The sequence below is a fragment of the Vibrio sp. 16 genome, assembly GCF_963681195.1.
GTDB lineage: Bacteria > Pseudomonadota > Gammaproteobacteria > Enterobacterales > Vibrionaceae > Vibrio > Vibrio sinaloensis_D.
Genome location: NZ_OY808998.1, coordinates 307907 through 324315 on the forward strand (window position 1 = coordinate 307907; position 16409 = coordinate 324315).

Genomic DNA, 16409 nt, shown 5'->3' on the forward strand with positions numbered 1-16409 from the left:
TCTTGATATTAATATGCTCTGTATTGTACACCACGGTCCGAGTGGATAATGACGCCCTTAGGCGGCTTACGTGACTCAAACGCCATTTTTAGGGCATTGGTGATGAGCTCGACGGTCATCGTTGTCCCTAGCGAGCAACCCACGATGCGCCTTGAATGCAGGTCCATCACCGTCGCCAAGAAGAGCCAGCGGCTCTTCACCCAGATATACGTGATGTCCGTAACCCACTTCTGATTTGGCGTCTTAGACTCAAAGTCTCTTCGCAGTAAATTGTCGGCAACAGTCGTCATCGTAGCCACATCCTTGCTGTATTTAAACCCTTGCCATTACGTGCCCTGATACCTTTTTCTTTCATGATATCAGCCACATAATTCACGCAGCAGGAATAGCCAGCTTCATTTAGCTCTTCGGCTATTCGCACTGAACCGTAACGAGCTCGGTATTGGGCATAGATACACAAGACGTGCTGTTCAAAGCGCTCTCGCCGACATAGCTTTCAATAAACTCGTACTTCACTCTTGCTGCTTCGCGAAGTACGCCGAGACCTTTTTTAGGAATTCCATTTCATCTTTGAGTCGCTTGTTCTCGCGCCTTAGCACTCGAAGCTCTTCGGACTCTTTCTTCGAATAATCGACACCATCTAAGGTGTTAAACTGTTTATCAGATAGGCGTGTGAACTGGCGCTTCCAGTTCCGGATCTGCTGGGCACTGATGCCCAGCTCCTTGGCAACGGAGACGGCTGTTCGGCCAGGAAGACTGGCCAAGCGGACTGCTTCTTTTCGGAACTCTTCGGTGTACGCTGGATTACGATGTTTAGCCATAAATCACCTCTCAATTAGACCCTAGATCTAACTCAGTAAAGTGTCTACTAAACGTGGGGGTACTCGGAGGCATAACGCCGCATTAAGGTGTGAGCAACGCTACCACCTAACCTAAACCATGCCACCGTAAACACAAAACCCAACGATAGAATGAAAAATGCCAAGCGTTGGGAATCACTCTTAAATGCTTTGTTATGAAACTTTGTCAAAGTTGTATCGGCGAAGCACAACGTAATCCAAACTACCACACCAAATTACTGGTTTTCCTGTTGTTGCATAGTAGCAATCACCAATGATAAGCGCATGACAACCCTCTAATTGGTCTAACGACTTATCTACCTTAAAGTAAGCTCGGAACTCTTCTGTGATATCAGGATTGATTGAAACACTTAAGCCATCGGTGCGATTACCTGCGTTTAACCAAAGCCTACCATCTGCAGTAAAGCCAGCGTCACTGATAAAGCCCCAATAAACTCGACTTAGCCCGTTGTACCCTTCGTGGACATCTTTAAAGTTTACAAATAACTCGTTCGCTTTTTCTGGTAAACCCTGAATGGGAGCATTAGGTATTGTTACTTTAGAATCAGATGTATAGAGCTTGTCGGAACGAACTAGCTTATATAATGTGTTTTTAAGCGTTAGATGTGCAGGGTAATCTTTACCACCACCATTTTTAACCTCTTTTCCTGATCTTCGCTCTCCCACAGGAGTGTCCGGTTTCGGTGCTGGGGTTTGAACATCCACTTCATAGTTTTTATCTAAGCCAAGATCCAAAACTATGCCTGAGTCTGGATTAGCCGCAGGCTGTCCATCGCCTCCATCGCCATCATCAACGACTTCATAATTTGTCGCATATGTGCAATCTTCAGAATGATGGGCACAGAAATGGGGAACTTTGTTCCCATAACTAGATTTTCTAAACCAAGCATCGCCTTTACAAGAAGTACATTGCAGATTTCGGCGCATAGTTACTATAGCTTTTTCACCTAACGCCCAAAATTCATCTGCGTACCATTCTTTTCCATCAATAGTACAAAAAGCAATATCCATTGTTATTACCTCTTAATTATTTTCGACCTAGCCAAATTGGAAGTTTCATAACGCCCTGTTAAGGTGTGAGCAACGCAATACCGAAGCTCCCGCATACCACCTTAAGCACAAAAACCAACGCATAGTAAAAATGCCACGTGTTGCGAATCACTCTTAAACAGATTGTTAGGCAGTTTCCCCAAGTACTACTTTACTGACAAAACCGTCGGTACTCAGAATCTCTGTTTGAATCCCCCAATATTCATAGACAGCCTGAAATTTCTTTGAAACCTGTCATCATCAGTAACTAAGATGTCAGCGATAGAGCCATAAATCGCATGACTAACATCATGCATTCTTGAACGGCTTTTTTTGACAGCTTCAGGTCTATAGCGAATGCTTTCTAAATAACAAAATGTGATTTCAATGCAACGCTCAAATGCGGTGTGTGACTTTAATATTTCAGGGTAGTTGAAATCTCTCAAGCCAACTCGCCTTGCAGACATAGCCGCTAAAAAATCTAGATGAAACCTGCCATTTAAAGCTAGAGAGTGCTCCTCCTGCAATAAAATAGAAGAACTTTCATTAGACATTTTTTGTGCCGTTTTACCTGTAGGGTCTGCACTCTTATACCATTCCAACTGCTCACTTTCTTGCTGCTCAAGATGAGAGTTTAAATGATAGAAATCAATAACTCTTTTGAAGCACAAAGACGGGTGTTCAATAGTGATATGCATTGGTATATCCGATCCCGGAAACACCTCTCTATTTCCTGTTAACTCAGATATGCTATCTATTTCTTCGAGTACTCTCTGCTTGACCTCTCGGTTACTTGCCGCCATAAAAGGAACTGCAAGTTCTTCCATATGAGCAGGACTATATAGAAAACTATTCTTCTTTTTTAACTCTAATATCGCATTGACAAGATCAGAACTTTTTCCTGCTAAATACTCAGACAACACGTTCTGATCCAAATATATTTTTTATTTTCCATACTTACTCTTTAACTTTCGTCACAGCTACTGCCTAACGCCGCGTTAAGTGGTGAACAACGCCAACCACCAAACTTAACCCATTGTACCTTATACACTTAAGCTGACATGAACCAAAATCGCCAAGCGTTGTGAATCCGCCTTAAACGCCTTGTTATGTTCACATTACTCAAATAGTATGCCCACATTTTTGGCATTCGATTTTTCTATCTTTTAATGATTGCCCAAAGTTTGATTTCCCACAGTTGTCGCAAAACTTAGCGCCACGTATATTCATAAAAGTTATTAGAGATACAATGGGAACAATTACAATCCAGAATTGATGATTAACAAAGCCCTGCAAGTGTACAATGAACAAAAATAAAGCCCCTGTCACGACAGAGAATAATGGATAGTATTTCCTCTTAAACTGTGCATTTTTATTTATATAGAACAACACAAAACCGAGGAGTGAAACACCTCCCCAAACACCAAAAGCTATTAGTACTTTCTCATCCATTTTCACTATCCATATTGTGTACATAACGCCCAATTAAGGGGTGAGCCACGCGACCACGACACTCAATTTGGACACCGTAAACACTGTACTAAACCCAAACTAAAAATGCCAAGCGTGGGGAATCCCTCTTAAATTGTTTGTTATAAGGCGGACTTTTAGTCAAGCGCCTTTTCTAACCAAACAGAGCTAATGTACTTGCCATTTTTCTTTGCATACTCATTAAATACGCCAACTTCTCGAAAACCAAAACGCTTATGCAAGGCAACCGAAGCGTCATTTGGTAATGCAATACCTGATAGAACCCTGTGGACTCCGTAATCGGAAATTGAGGAGAACAGCTTTGAGTATAATTTTGAACCAACTCCTTTACCCCTTGCTGTTTCTGCAAGGTATACGGTAACTTCCGCTGTATCCTCGAATGCTGAAATGTCCCTGTATGGCTGAGAACATGCAAAACCTAACAACTTGCCATTTTCTATAGCGACGAACAGTTGATGCTTACTATTGTATGAGAACTGAGAAAACCAGTTTAGACGATTTTCCTGCGTAAGTGCGCGATCTTCAAAACGCGCGTTAGTGTGCTCAATATAAAAATTGAAGATGTCTGTGATAGCTGCAATATCACCTAATTTCCCAACTCTAATTTCCACCAAAGTTCCTTTTATTTTCGAGCCTTATAACGCCCTGTTAAGGTGTGAGCAACGCTATACCGAAGCTCCTGCATACCACCTTAAACACTAAACGCAACGGATAGCAAAAATGCCACGCGTTGCGAATCACTCTTAAACAGTTTGTTAGGCGCTCATTTATTAAGCTATACCTAAGTGAATTTGTACGCGAATGCTCTTAAGTTACCAACCATACAGAACACTGAAACTGTAGAACCACCTAAACCATAATCACCAACAAAAATTTCACGCATTTTCTCGCGAACTTTAATTTCTGCTTGCTGCTCAAGCGACTCATCTTCGTCTGCCCGAATTTTCATTTGTATATAGAGAGTTGTGTTAACATAATCTACTTTCACAAGATCATCATCATTTTCCATAGCGGCATCGATGTTTTGATCGACTCTTGAACGGTCACCTGACACATTGTAAGTAATGGTGATATGAGTCCATTCATTACGCTTATGGTTTAATACTTCACCTGGTCTAAAGTTTGAATTCTCGAGTTGTAACTTGGTTATCGTCATAACAGCTCCTTATTAATTTTCGGCATATGGCAGATTAGAAATAAGGGCAAAAATACTGAATTCAAGAACTATGTTATTGATTTATATAAAAGTGTGAGCTATGACGCCTAACGCCGCATTAAGGTGTGAGCGACGCTTGGCTATACTTGAGCGAAGCGAAACTGCCAAGCGTTGCGAATCACTCTTAAATGCTTTGTTATGCAGACTTATTTTTTGACGCCAAAGTCACAAAACTTACCTATGACATTTTTGTCAAAATCACCGAGACGGACAGAATTACAAGCACGTGTTAAGTATTGAATAACAGATTCATTCGTTTCCTCTACGCTATAGTTAATGCTTGTTCCGTCATTTGTATTTACTCTAGCATAACCAACATACCGCCTACCTTCGACATTAGCATCAATCGCCAAAACCACTGATCTATTCGAAAATTCTTCGCCACTACTGCTTCCAGGATCATCGAACGGGACACCATAAAACTCCGCTGCTACCGGATTTATGGAAGTAAGAACAACCGTAGAAATCCCTTCAAGTGCAGCTATTGTATTGCTACCCAACTCTTGCTGAGTGAGGTTCATACTCAAAGTTGCCAAGTAAAGCCCATAATTTGTATAGTAGGCTAGTTCACTAAAACAGTATTTGTCTCCTACATTACACTCCACAACATCAAGAAACTCCACAGGATTTAATACACGTTTGTTCGGTGTATCATGGGGTAGCAACTCTGTTCCTAGAAACACTTCATAATTCGAACCCAACAGAACTACGGTTTTATTTTTCTCAATGATTAATCGTTCGTCTTCTGATACTAGGGTAATAGAGTAAGTGAACTTAAGTGTTTTCCCTTCGGGGTTATGTGAGGATAAACGCGCAGAGAACAAGCTACTACTTTTTTCAGAGATAAAATAGTTAACACCTTTCCTTATTGCTTTTGCAGAAATATTACGATTTTCTCCCATAGAATTTTCGATGAGACGACCAGTTAGTAAGTTTGCAATAGCATGAGAATTCAGCGACAAGTATGTACACTCGTTGTTCTCTGTACATGAAGCTATTGTGGTCGCTGGATAGTAATTCATTACGGATACTTCTCCTGAATTTACTACCTTATACTCTGTTGCGTTTACTTTAAGCGCAACTAATCCAAGTAAAATTAACCTTATTACATTGTTTTTTGTCAAAGTTTTCTCCACACATTAGCTGCATAACGCTGCGTTAAGGGGCTAGTAACGCTACAACGTAACCTTAAATGACCGCCCTATTCACTTAACTTTATTTGGCACTAAAACCGCCTAGCGTTAATAGTCCCTCTTAAACGCTTTGTTATAAGGTTCGGGTACAACAACGTTATACCCAAAGCTTTTCATCTATAATAGCTTTTAGCTCTTCGCTTAATCGCTTTAGGTTGTCGTAATCTTTAAGCTCTATTTTGCCGGATGATCGTGTTTTCAATATTATGTTAGTGACATTTCCGCCCTTTTCTTTAACTTTTAAGGAAGTAACTTGATCCCAAGGTAAAATAGTTTTACTACCAAGGTTTTGAAAACTCACTCCGTCACTTTCAATAACCACTCGATGACTCTTCGCCCACTTTAAATAACGTATTACACCGTAGAGTCTCGCACCGACTGCGAACAACCCAGAAAAAACAACTATAAAAATGACTTTAGACCAATCAAAGTCTTCACCATATTCCGGTGTAGACATTAGACTTCCTAAAAACAGGATAAAGACTAACGTCCAAATGGGACTTAGCTTTTCCTTTCTGAGCTTTTTGTTGTCGATTTTATACACTTTATTGATATCCAATTAACCTTATAACGCCCTGTTAAGGGGTGAGCAACACAATACCGAACCCGCCGCAGACCACCTTAAACACCAAAACCAACGCATAGTGAAAATGCCACGCGTTGCGAATCCCTCTTGAACAGTTTGTTATGTGTGTTATTTTCGCTTACCATTCCGGTCTTTGGTAACGCGAATGCTAAAGGCTTTTAGTTTATCCGACTCTACTACCTGCATTATTGTAAGACGATCGGAGCTTGCATAATTCAGCTTTAAGCAAGCTTAAACTCTTTCACTTCAAGTTTTTCTACAACAAGAACAACGTCTCGATTATCAGCATCCTTTACCAAAGCTTCCTCTTCTGGGTCACTTGAGTCGAACCACTCAAGGTTTGAACCAAGCTCGTCAATATTATCAAGTACCCATACTTCCCCATCCTCCAGAAAAGTAACTGAAATTGGAAACTTGGGTTTATTCTCTAACTTCATGATGGAATTCCTCAACACACATAACGCCCAATTAAGGTGTGAGGCACGCAATACCGAAGCCACTGCATACCACATTAACCACTAAAACCAACGCATAGTAAAAATGCCACGCGTGCCGAATCACTCTTAAATTGTTTGTTAGGTGCGTAGCCAAAGTTGGTAAAAGTCTGTTTCATCGTGCTTAGGATTCTCACGCACGAACTCCCAACCATGGCGCTTATAGAATGTAAGAGCTCGACTGTTAGTCCGACTTACTGAAAGTACTGCCCGCAAACAACCCGCCTGAATCAAAGTGCTTACTATATAATCCTGCACTTTTGGAGCGAGTCCTGAACCACGAAAATTCGGCCTTAAGTAAATGAGATGCACATAGCCAGTTTCCCGTTCGGGTGAAAAGCTACGAAACTCTAGCTGCCCTGCAAACTGACCATCCACAAATATATGGATATAGTACCATCCTGAGTTTGCTAATCGGTCTAAGACTCGTTCGCGATAACCACTAATGAAATCATCAAAACCATCGTAATGCCCAAAACTACAAAAGTACGCATCTTTTCTCGCAGCAACGCATAATTCGAAATCATCAATGTTTATCTGCCGAAAAACAATTTCCATACTTACTTTTTCCTTCAAGCACCTAACGCCGCGTTAAGTGGTGAACAACGCCAGCCACCAAACCTAAGCCATTGTGCCTTAAACACTAAATTTAACTTGAACTGAGATTGCCAAGCGTTGTGAATCCGCCTTAAACGCTTTGTTATACTGCTGTCTGCCGCTCCAGACGAACTTCTATTGCTTTAACGTTTGAGCTGTCAGCCAATTCAAAAATATCTGATTCAATACGCTCTGCAACCTTGAAACCTAGTGCCTCAAAGATCTCTACATTACCAGTTTGCTCAACGCACCAAACTGAGAGCAAGCCTGCATTTGAGAACATGCGCTCTGCTTCTAAAATTAAGCTTCGAGCTACACCTTTTTTACGACATTCAGGCATGACAGAAAGTGTACTTAAATTAAGCGTCTTTCCGGACAACTTAACTTTTATAAGACCCACTAGCTGGTGATCTAAATAATACCCCAAACAAGTCCAATCATTTGTTGAACTAGCTTGGTTTCTTTGAGCTTCGGAAGTTGGACGATAGATTTTTCGTAGCTCGGAGAAGCTTGTTTTTGATAGAGATAAGAGCGCCTGATCTGTGCCACTTATTTGCTTTATCATTGATTTCTCCTTTGCGGTATAACGCCCTGTTAAGGTGTGAGCAACACAATACCAACGCTGCCGCATACCACCTTAAACACCAATCGCAACGCATAGTAAAAATGCCACGCGTTGCGAATCACTCTTAAACAGCTTGTTAGCTATTTTATTTCAGATAAATGTTGAACTAATACTGACCAATTGTGGTAAAAAATGTCATACCTTGGATTTGACAACAACCCATTAGCCCTAACTTGCTCTTTTACACACTTATTATCTAAGATCCAAACATCAAATGTTGCGATCGGACGAGAAACATTTACGGATACTTTTTGAATCTCATGAGTAGGCTTGTCAACTAACACTAAAAAATCGAAATCTGTCGAGTTTAACTTCAATGACGATGTGTTCGAGGAACGATACTTAACTTGGACCGTGCATGACTTCTTAGTCTTGGGGTCTACAACCAACAAGTCATAGCCTGGCATATTAGGGCTAGCAACAGAAACTATGTACCCCAACTCAAGCATAATATAGCCAGCAATATAGAGTTCAGCTCCTTCTCCCTTAACAGCGGCGTCAGACTTACTATCCCGCAAATCCAGCTCACCATAAACACTCGGATAACCATCAAGCTTGTTGCGAGCCCAGCGAAAAGCGGTGTGAAGATTAGCACACGTTTTACTAGTGGCTAGCTCTGTAAAATTTCCGTCTTTCGCACGAATTGTTACGATATACTTGTCACGTTCTCCTACCATTGAAAAACGTTCCGCCCATACGTCGACGGCTTGCCCTTGATATGAATAACCCTCAAACTCTCTAGATGAAATAGCACCATCTTCATCTTTAAGTATCGTCACGAATCTCAAATTGAATTCTCCCTAAATAGCTAACGCCCTGTTAAGGTGTGAGCAACGCAATACCGATGCCGCTGCATACCACCTTAAACACTAAAACCAACGCATAGTAAAAATGCCACGCGTTGCGAATCACTCTTAAACAGTTTGTTAGGTTTTAGCTACCCATCTGCTTGGTTATTATTTTTTTATCTTCCGTTTTTGACTTACTATACTGTTGGTTAATAGCCGATAGATGGATTTCGCTATGAATCGTAAAAATAATTAAAATAGCTAAAACGAACCCTGAAACAAACACGACCAATTCATTATTTAGCAAAACAACAGAAATAAGAAGCAGAATTATCGCTTCAATATTAATCAAAAACTGAAGAAAAAACTGAGGAGATAATAAAATTCGACGATGAGTTATTTTCGTATTAATTTGATGGCACCTGAACCTAAATAGGGTGTACGACAACGTTGCAATAAACACGCTAAAAAACAGGGTTAATCCTCCTACATAAACATTTAAGCCATGAAAATCACTTTGTCTTGAATATAGAGATAACAACCCTCCAATGAAAACCCCAAAGACAGCAGTAGACCAAGAAGGCACTTTCCAAATTAAATTGTCGAAATGTTTATATGACTCAGTATAATTATCATCAAAAGTTAGTTTATTTAGTTCATCTGTAGCATTTTTTTCAATCAAAGGTTCATTATGTGAATCTTCATTTCCAAAATTCGATGCTAGCGCTTTTTTTTCGTAAGAGTTTAGTATCTCACAAGCTTCTGAATCTGAATGCCAGTCAGGTTCTTTTTTATGAACATCATTGTAAGCACTATGCTTAACTGTGTGTACTACCGTCTCTTTTGGTATAAATAGATTGTGCGCAACACCTGGTTTTGTAGTAAACACATCACCTTTATTATACTTAACTGCTGTCACTTCATCCTTAATACATTCTATGTAACCAACCCACCCTTCTTCTACTATATATGTTTCCATTAAGTGGTTGTGATAATGTGGATTTTGCCACCCCTCACTTTCACTAGTTGTTACAGTTTTTATGTATGCAGAGCCGTCTGTTGATAACAATCTAAAACGCAACTCTCCATTAGTATTCATTTTGCCATGTCGAATTGAAACACCATATTTATCGCTTGCTTCCCAGCACGAAATAGTAGATTCAACTCCATTACTTGATTTTTTTGTACCGTAGCATTCTTTATCAATCATAAATATGAACTCCAAACGGGATGAACTTAAACCTAACGCCCTGTTAAGGTGTGAGCAACGCAATACCGAAGCTCCCGCACAACACCTTAATCACTAAAATCTACGCATGGTGAAAATGCCACGCGTTGCGAATCACTCTTAAACAGTTTGTTAGCACTCTTTTTTAGTCACACATTGCTTAAACCTTTATGCTCTTTTCTAAGACCGTTAACCATTAAATCAAGAACCTCGGGTATTTCAGTGACCTCAATATAAGGCGAAATATAGGTTGTCGAGCTACTGCCCAACGCAAACTTAGATACTTTTTCAGAAAAACGTATAGGGTTATAAAAAATCTCAAAGTAAAACCCTAAAAATATCATGCTGATGGAGCTATAAAATTGCCCTCTAACTTCATATTTCCTAGGGAATGGTGAAACAACAAAATTTCTGAGATGACTTTCGTCAAAACCCCCATCTGTTGTATCAATCAATCTCTGTACAATGACAGTACATGAATTCTTTGAAACATTATCCTGCCTAACCAAACTAGATCGAATTAGCTCTAAAAAACGTGGGGCAACTTGAATTGTTTTATAGTTTTCATGTTCTGAAACAGCACCCCGCCAGAAAATAGACAACACGAAGCTTTTAAATTTTTGAGAGTCGATATCGGAAAAATGGACGCCGTCCTCATGTCGAATAGCTTTTCCAACCTTTCCTCTTAATAAGTTCAAACCATATTGATCATAGGTAATGTTTAACTTTACCTCACATCCACTACACAACTGGTCAGTAGCCCAACTGTCCTGCGACTTTCTATTGGGGATTAACTCACCAGAAGAAAGTTCGATAGCCTGACCATTCCCTTGTTTAAACAAAGATCTAAATACTGAATCAGGTATTGCATGTGAATTACATAACTCAGACTTACAAAGGCACAGCTGACACTTTTTCAATGAATACCTCCTGAGTGCTAACGCCGCGTTAAGTGGTGAACAACGCGACCACCTAACCTAAGCTATTGTGCCGTAAACACTAAAGCTGATTCAAACCAAAAATGCCAAGCGTTGTGAATCCGTCTTAAACGCTTTGTTAGGGCACTTCACGCGTGTTTGTTCCACTCTAGTTTTTCTTTATTTCTAGCAATAAGCTCTTCTTCGACAAAAGCACGCATAGTGTCACGCTCAAGAAACAGAAACCTAAGACCAATTTTGTGCCCCTTAGCCACTGATTCTTTAACCTGAGCTAACTTTGAGCCTGTGGCTCCGTTCTTATTTATTAAGTGGGATGTTATACGTTGACGTATTTCTAAAGCTTTGCGCTGACCAATATAAACCGGACTCCAATCACCACCGGTAGGCTGAATAAAGATCGCATAAATATTCGCCTTATTACGCAATTTAGACAATATACGCTTCTCGTTCATAGATTTTATTTCATGAACTTTATCAGTCCACAATGATTCGTTCAGCGGCTCACTTCTTAGTTCTCCCGGGTACAAGAATTCCAATGGCGCTACATCAAGCAATTTGTTCTCGCACTCAGACAAAAAGTCTTCCACGCCATCTATCTTTATACCCATTTGACTTATCATGTACTACCTCTTGTGCCCTAACGCCGCGTTAAGTGGTGAACAACGCCAACCACCAAACCTAAACCATTGCATCTTAAACACTTAACCTGACTTGAACTGAAATCACCAAGCGTTGTGAATCCGCCTTGAACGCCTTGTTAGTTGCAAGTCCCCAACTCGTGCGTAAGACTAAAACCTGCATCACTTACTACTTTTGAAACCAATGAAACGAATTTTTCAGCTTCGCGGTTTGGCTGATACTTTGAAACAATCCTAATTTCAAAAAGCTTGCCCTTTGCTATTGGGTATTGTTCAAGTATTTCTCCAGATTCAATAAATGATAAATATAGATTTAGTTTATCTTGTAGCAGCAATAGCTTTTCATTTTGATCATCCCACTCTAAATGATCGGATATAACCAAAATTACTTTTTCATTGTCATGTGCAATAACATCTACTTTATCAAGCTGCTCAATTGTCATATTTTGTCCTTTGCAACTAACGCCGCGTTAAGTAGTGAGCAACGCCACCACCCTGCCTAAACCATTGTGCCGTAAACACTAAAGCTGAATCAAACCGAAAATGCCGAGCGTTGCGAATCTGTCTTAAACGCTTTGTTAAGCTACTTGTTCTCGGCTATGCGCCACAACACACCGCTAGGGTCTGTGATGCAAAACTCTAGCATTCCCCACGGCTGTTCAACCAATTCTGTCACCTTGGAACCAAACTCTTCCTCTAAATTGAGTTTCAGCACATGCTCATACCAACTTTGGGCATCTTCGACTAAAAGGTGCATCATGAAATTATCACTATGAGCCGGTTCATAAAAGTCTTGGAGCAAAAACGGACAAGAGCCAAATTTGAAGTACGCGATTCCATCAAATTCTGATGCGAGTTCGAAGCCAATACTCTGATAAAAGCGCTTCGAAAGTTCAAAGTCTTTGGCGGGCACAAACGATTTTATTTCTACTGTATTCAGATTTTCCATTTCTAGTACCAATTCCTTTCGACTGTTTGTAGCTTAACGCCGCGTTAAGTGGTGAACAACGCCAACCACCATGCCTAAACCATTGTACCTTAAACACTAAATTCTACTTGAACTGAAATCGCCAAGCGTTGTGAATCCGTCTTAAACGCCTTGTTAGGCGAAGTTTTCCACCAGTGTTTAAGTTGTTTTGAAAGCAGATTACCCGAAACCAAATAAGCAACCAAACACCCACTGACTTTTTGAGATTCAAGAACCACAATATCACTATATTTCAGCCAAGATTCCAACGACCACGAAATACAGACTTTCAGCGATCAAGTTGCTTTTGAGAAAGCGAAACGTAAAGCTGCAAATTTAAAACGAGAACGAAAGCCGCGATTAACTTGCCCTTGCTACACTTTGGAACAATAAAATTCACCACCAACCAACGCTGAAAACCAATGAGGCAACCCACGAACATTGGCATGTTTTACGGTTGGAAAAGTTCAAGAATTTAAGCCGACAATGTTGAATTGCCAACTTAGAAAAACGAATATTCAAAGAGACCTAAGAAGATGAGAACAAAGAACTTTTCTGCCCGTCGCCTAACGCCCAATTAAGGGGTGAACAACGCTTCCCCCCCAACCTAAATCATTGTGCCATAAACACTAAATTTGAAGTAGAAGCAAAAATGCCAAGCGTTGTGAATCCCTCTTAAATTGTTTGTTATGTGCGTACTCTAAGCGACAGTTGAGACATATTTTGAGCTTTACTCCATATCAACTGGTTCCGGATGCACTGGCATTTTTACGGGTACTTTAAAGTTGAGAACTGCCGAGTGACCCGATGAGTTAGAACTGTTCCCTTTGACATTGCCATTGATTACTGCAGCAACAACATTTAACTTAGCTTCACTACCAGCGTTTTCAACAACATTAACTGAAACTTCAAAATCAATAGATTGAAAGCTAGTTAACCCTGTTTCAATGACTGACAGGTTTTCATTTGTATGAGAAACAATTTCACCAAACTCAACTTCAGTTTGAGCATCGTGAACACCACCCATAATGTCTTTCAGTGTTTCGCTAATAAATGTTCTGAGTTCCATATTTCCTCCAAGCACATAACGCCGCGTTAAGTGGTGAGCAACGCAGACCACTAAACCTAAATCATTGTGCCGTAAACACTAAAGCTGAATCAAACCGAAAATGCCAAGCGTTGGGAATCCGTCTTAAACGCTTTGTTATACGAATTTTCCCGATTGGATCAATGGATTAAATTAAAGTTTAGGAATCTGGCTATTTCCTTTGAAGACAATGATTTATCCCCAACCCAATGCATGCCCTTTTCTCACCATCAGCCATGTGAAAAGCATCGATACCAGCAAAGTTGACACAAAAGTAAATTTAACTCCCCCAACTAGCGCTGCCACCATAAGACCTGCTGCTGTAGCAATAACCCGCACTTCATACCCTGACATATTGCGAGATTTACAGGACACACAAGCCACAATGTAGGAAGCTATCATTGACACTCCAAAGATCAAAAACTCAATATGATTTGGCGTGTCCACATAATCTTTAAACAGATACCACATAATTATTGTCACCTATCTTTTAGCACCAAATGCTCTAGAACCTAAAAATATTTATCTTGGATTGAGGATCAGATACTTATTTGAGTGAGCATACTTGGAGCTCTGCCTGATACCTGCGTCGGCACGCATTCGTATAACGCCACGTTAAGTAGTGAGCAACGCCACCACGAAACCTAACCATACCACCATAAACACGAAACCCAACGATGAAATGAAAAATGCCATGCGTTGGGAATCTGTCTTAAACGTTTTGTTATGTTGCTGATTTACCACTCAATTTCAGCCGATATTTTTGTACGAATAAGCTCTATTTGCTTTATATGACAGGAAGCGTTGTGCAATGATTTAAATATTGAAACTAAATATCCAACAATCTCTCCATTCCATTGCTCATCATGCTGAAATACTACGCCTAAGTTTGCATCCAAATTTCTAATCACATCGGTACAATCACGAACCTGTTGCTCTGCTTTTAAGTAATAGAGCATCTCGTCAATGGATACTATTGATGTATCTACCGACCACAAGTCTTTAGTGTTACCAACATCGCTTTTGAAGTAAATTAAGTATTGCTTTGCCCGCTCCAAGTCAGAGATAGCAAACTCAAAATGATGCACAAGACTTTTCTCATGCTTTTCAAAAGACTTTTTTCGTTTAGAAAATATCATTGTTAATAACCTATAAACTCGTTTATCAGAGACCAATATTATCACTGCAGTTTAAGGCAAGCATTGCATAAACTGTTACAGTCTTTGATTAGACTACATAACGCCCTGTTAAGGTGTGAGCAACGCAATACCGATGCCGCCGCATACCACCTTAAACACCAAACCCTACGCACAGTGAAAATGCCACGCGTTGCGAATCACTCTTAAACAGTTTGTTATTGCTATTTTTCTTTCGGGTAAGCAATTAGACCGATAATGTAGGCTACTCCAGTAATAAAAAGCATCGACCAATCTTGCATAAAAATAGCTAACGATAGGTTTAAAGAACCAAAGTTAAAGAGAACTCCTGCAAAATCATTTAATGCTATATCCATAAATAATGTACCCTTTTCTTTATCTTCTTTGCTTCGACTTTTGTGTGAAGCAAATGCATAGATTGAAAATAGGAACAAGCCGGACAAAACCTGATATGTTAAAATCCGATAGTCGGCTAACTGTATAAGTTCCTTACTAGGAACAACCTCATTTAGCTTTAAATCGTTGTCGTATATATATATGCCTACAAATATTAGTATGAATATCAGCCAAAACATTATGTTAGATGCCAACTTTAGAAATGCTAATTTCACTTTTACCTCGATTATTTAAATAGCTATAACGCCCAATTAAGGTGTGAAGCACGCGACCACTATACTCAATTTGACCACCGTAAACACTGAACTTAACTCAAACCAAAAATGCCAAGCGTGCTGAATCACTCTTAAATTGTTTGTTAGCTCTCATTTGCACCGAGTTTTTTAGTCAACCATGTATATGTTGTCATTGGTTCTTCAAAACACGGTTTTGTCACTTTTTCTAGGTTACTTTGAATGACTTCTAGCTTAGTTCGAATGGTATCGTCCTCTGCAAATGAGTCCCAGAATATACCTTCATGGATTCTCATTTGTTCTAGATGCCTTTGAAACTCTTCATCGTTCATAGGGACACGACCTTGGCGTTGCCAATAGTGCGTTGCTAGTTGTCTCGATGAAGCAAAGATACTGTTGAGTACTTTGTTAGTTTCAGTAAAAACATCTTCACTCTCTGCACCAAATGAAGCCATAAACCTATATTTCATCGTTTGAAATTTAGTAAAAACTTCTTTTCTAGACTCATAGCGCTCAAAGACAATATACCCACGATCTAATAACTCTGATTCTTCTTTGCTTTCCACTTCACCTTTGACACGTGATGAGCCTTCGCTCGCTGAGGCAAACGGGCTACGGATTACTGCAATAGCATCTTTAACTTCGAAAAAACCAGCTAATACTTCTTCTGCTAGTTCAATTCTTCGCTTACCAATGAACTCTCGCTTCCAAGCGCCAACCCCAGAAATGATTGCCCAACAAGCGGATATAATCGCTATAGTTTTTGCTATTAATGTTAATGTTTCCATAATTCCTCGCTGAGAGCTAACGCCCTGTTAAGGTGTGAGCAACGCAATACCGAAGTTCCCGCATACCACCTTAAACACTAAACACAACGCATAGTGAA

The 16409-nt window shown here is 40.0% G+C and carries 24 protein-coding genes; all 24 read right to left on the reverse strand.

The window, feature by feature from the left end:
* Positions 1-8: 8 nt before the first annotated feature.
* Positions 9-290, reverse strand: coding sequence for a DDE-type integrase/transposase/recombinase (locus U9J37_RS15625; RefSeq protein WP_086028706.1), 282 nt, complete (start codon positions 288-290; stop codon positions 9-11).
* A complete protein-coding gene (locus U9J37_RS21375; RefSeq protein ID WP_083794653.1) occupies positions 287-460 on the reverse strand; it encodes an IS3 family transposase in 174 nt (57 codons plus the stop codon). Before U9J37_RS21375 ends, U9J37_RS15625 begins: the two co-directional genes overlap by 4 nt.
* A gap of 52 nt (positions 461-512) precedes the next feature.
* The gene (locus tag U9J37_RS15630; RefSeq protein ID WP_005472377.1) at positions 513-821 is read right to left on the reverse strand and encodes a transposase; all 309 of its coding nucleotides are present in this window, start codon (positions 819-821) and stop codon (positions 513-515) included.
* A gap of 192 nt (positions 822-1013) precedes the next feature.
* Positions 1014-1871: a hypothetical protein gene (locus tag U9J37_RS15635; protein ID WP_005472288.1), complete on the reverse strand. Its 858-nt coding sequence runs from the start codon at positions 1869-1871 to the stop codon at positions 1014-1016.
* Between the two features lie 212 nt (positions 1872-2083).
* Positions 2084-2812: a hypothetical protein gene (locus U9J37_RS15640; RefSeq protein ID WP_005472303.1), complete on the reverse strand. Its 729-nt coding sequence runs from the start codon at positions 2810-2812 to the stop codon at positions 2084-2086.
* Between the two features lie 199 nt (positions 2813-3011).
* Entirely contained in the window at positions 3012-3341 is a 330-nt protein-coding gene (locus U9J37_RS15645) for a hypothetical protein (protein ID WP_043886944.1), read from the reverse strand.
* A 155-nt stretch (positions 3342-3496) separates the two neighbouring features.
* Positions 3497-3991 carry a GNAT family N-acetyltransferase gene (locus tag U9J37_RS15650; RefSeq protein WP_005472212.1) on the reverse strand — a complete coding sequence of 165 codons (495 nt, stop codon included), beginning with the start codon at positions 3989-3991 and terminating at the stop codon, positions 3497-3499.
* A 170-nt stretch (positions 3992-4161) separates the two neighbouring features.
* A complete protein-coding gene (locus U9J37_RS15655; RefSeq protein WP_005472198.1) occupies positions 4162-4536 on the reverse strand; it encodes a hypothetical protein in 375 nt (124 codons plus the stop codon).
* 206 nt (positions 4537-4742) lie between these two features.
* Positions 4743-5720, reverse strand: a complete 978-nt coding sequence (locus tag U9J37_RS15660; RefSeq protein WP_043886945.1) for a hypothetical protein — start codon at positions 5718-5720, stop codon at positions 4743-4745.
* Between the two features lie 166 nt (positions 5721-5886).
* Positions 5887-6246, reverse strand: coding sequence for a hypothetical protein (locus tag U9J37_RS15665; protein ID WP_005472422.1), 360 nt, complete (start codon positions 6244-6246; stop codon positions 5887-5889).
* Positions 6247-6596: 350 nt separating this feature from the next.
* Entirely contained in the window at positions 6597-6812 is a 216-nt protein-coding gene (locus U9J37_RS15675) for a hypothetical protein (RefSeq protein WP_005472258.1), read from the reverse strand.
* Positions 6813-6950: 138 nt separating this feature from the next.
* Complete coding sequence (locus tag U9J37_RS15680; protein ID WP_043886947.1) at positions 6951-7427, reverse strand: GNAT family N-acetyltransferase; 477 nt, start codon at positions 7425-7427, stop codon at positions 6951-6953.
* A gap of 142 nt (positions 7428-7569) precedes the next feature.
* On the reverse strand, positions 7570-8031 hold the full coding sequence (locus U9J37_RS15685; RefSeq protein WP_043886949.1) for a GNAT family N-acetyltransferase: 462 nt from the start codon (positions 8029-8031) through the stop codon (positions 7570-7572).
* Between the two features lie 140 nt (positions 8032-8171).
* On the reverse strand, positions 8172-8870 hold the full coding sequence (locus tag U9J37_RS15690; protein WP_005472400.1) for a hypothetical protein: 699 nt from the start codon (positions 8868-8870) through the stop codon (positions 8172-8174).
* A gap of 154 nt (positions 8871-9024) precedes the next feature.
* Positions 9025-10089, reverse strand: a complete 1065-nt coding sequence (locus U9J37_RS15695) for a cupin domain-containing protein (RefSeq protein ID WP_005472328.1) — start codon at positions 10087-10089, stop codon at positions 9025-9027.
* A gap of 167 nt (positions 10090-10256) precedes the next feature.
* Positions 10257-11027 carry a hypothetical protein gene (locus U9J37_RS15700; RefSeq protein WP_005472219.1) on the reverse strand — a complete coding sequence of 257 codons (771 nt, stop codon included), beginning with the start codon at positions 11025-11027 and terminating at the stop codon, positions 10257-10259.
* Positions 11028-11173: 146 nt separating this feature from the next.
* Entirely contained in the window at positions 11174-11665 is a 492-nt protein-coding gene (locus U9J37_RS15705) for a hypothetical protein (RefSeq protein WP_043886953.1), read from the reverse strand.
* A gap of 137 nt (positions 11666-11802) precedes the next feature.
* Complete coding sequence (locus U9J37_RS15710; protein WP_005472320.1) at positions 11803-12126, reverse strand: DUF6572 domain-containing protein; 324 nt, start codon at positions 12124-12126, stop codon at positions 11803-11805.
* A 140-nt stretch (positions 12127-12266) separates the two neighbouring features.
* Complete coding sequence (locus tag U9J37_RS15715; protein ID WP_005472418.1) at positions 12267-12632, reverse strand: VOC family protein; 366 nt, start codon at positions 12630-12632, stop codon at positions 12267-12269.
* Between the two features lie 748 nt (positions 12633-13380).
* Positions 13381-13719, reverse strand: coding sequence for a hypothetical protein (locus U9J37_RS15720; protein ID WP_005472227.1), 339 nt, complete (start codon positions 13717-13719; stop codon positions 13381-13383).
* A 213-nt stretch (positions 13720-13932) separates the two neighbouring features.
* Positions 13933-14208 (reverse strand): hypothetical protein, encoded by a 276-nt coding sequence (locus U9J37_RS15725; protein ID WP_009698364.1) that lies wholly within the window; start codon positions 14206-14208, stop codon positions 13933-13935.
* Positions 14209-14474: 266 nt separating this feature from the next.
* Positions 14475-14876, reverse strand: coding sequence for a hypothetical protein (locus tag U9J37_RS15730; RefSeq protein WP_005472314.1), 402 nt, complete (start codon positions 14874-14876; stop codon positions 14475-14477).
* 221 nt (positions 14877-15097) lie between these two features.
* Positions 15098-15505, reverse strand: coding sequence for a hypothetical protein (locus tag U9J37_RS15735; RefSeq protein ID WP_043886957.1), 408 nt, complete (start codon positions 15503-15505; stop codon positions 15098-15100).
* Between the two features lie 143 nt (positions 15506-15648).
* On the reverse strand, positions 15649-16311 hold the full coding sequence (locus U9J37_RS15740; protein WP_005472268.1) for a hypothetical protein: 663 nt from the start codon (positions 16309-16311) through the stop codon (positions 15649-15651).
* Positions 16312-16409 lie beyond the last annotated feature (98 nt).

Bases quoted from the DNA above. Each gene is read 5' to 3' on its own strand.
- U9J37_RS15715 (WP_005472418.1), bottom strand. From the start codon at position 12,632: ATGGAAAATCTGAATACAGTAGAAATAAAATCGTTTGTGCCCGCCAAA.
- U9J37_RS15630 (WP_005472377.1), bottom strand. From the start codon at position 821: ATGGCTAAACATCGTAATCCAGCGTACACCGAAGAGTTCCGAAAAGAA.
- U9J37_RS15685 (WP_043886949.1), bottom strand. From the start codon at position 8,031: ATGATAAAGCAAATAAGTGGCACAGATCAGGCGCTCTTATCTCTATCA.
- U9J37_RS15705 (WP_043886953.1), bottom strand. From the start codon at position 11,665: ATGATAAGTCAAATGGGTATAAAGATAGATGGCGTGGAAGACTTTTTG.
- U9J37_RS15695 (WP_005472328.1), bottom strand. From the start codon at position 10,089: ATGATTGATAAAGAATGCTACGGTACAAAAAAATCAAGTAATGGAGTT.
- U9J37_RS15725 (WP_009698364.1), bottom strand. From the start codon at position 14,208: ATGTGGTATCTGTTTAAAGATTATGTGGACACGCCAAATCATATTGAG.
- U9J37_RS15675 (WP_005472258.1), bottom strand. From the start codon at position 6,812: ATGAAGTTAGAGAATAAACCCAAGTTTCCAATTTCAGTTACTTTTCTG.
- U9J37_RS15740 (WP_005472268.1), bottom strand. From the start codon at position 16,311: ATGGAAACATTAACATTAATAGCAAAAACTATAGCGATTATATCCGCT.
- U9J37_RS15710 (WP_005472320.1), bottom strand. From the start codon at position 12,126: ATGACAATTGAGCAGCTTGATAAAGTAGATGTTATTGCACATGACAAT.
- U9J37_RS15730 (WP_005472314.1), bottom strand. From the start codon at position 14,876: ATGATATTTTCTAAACGAAAAAAGTCTTTTGAAAAGCATGAGAAAAGT.
- U9J37_RS15645 (WP_043886944.1), bottom strand. From the start codon at position 3,341: ATGGATGAGAAAGTACTAATAGCTTTTGGTGTTTGGGGAGGTGTTTCA.
- U9J37_RS15680 (WP_043886947.1), bottom strand. From the start codon at position 7,427: ATGGAAATTGTTTTTCGGCAGATAAACATTGATGATTTCGAATTATGC.
- U9J37_RS15635 (WP_005472288.1), bottom strand. From the start codon at position 1,871: ATGGATATTGCTTTTTGTACTATTGATGGAAAAGAATGGTACGCAGAT.
- U9J37_RS15720 (WP_005472227.1), bottom strand. From the start codon at position 13,719: ATGGAACTCAGAACATTTATTAGCGAAACACTGAAAGACATTATGGGT.
- U9J37_RS15655 (WP_005472198.1), bottom strand. From the start codon at position 4,536: ATGACGATAACCAAGTTACAACTCGAGAATTCAAACTTTAGACCAGGT.
- U9J37_RS15665 (WP_005472422.1), bottom strand. From the start codon at position 6,246: ATGTCTACACCGGAATATGGTGAAGACTTTGATTGGTCTAAAGTCATT.
- U9J37_RS15625 (WP_086028706.1), bottom strand. From the start codon at position 290: ATGACGACTGTTGCCGACAATTTACTGCGAAGAGACTTTGAGTCTAAG.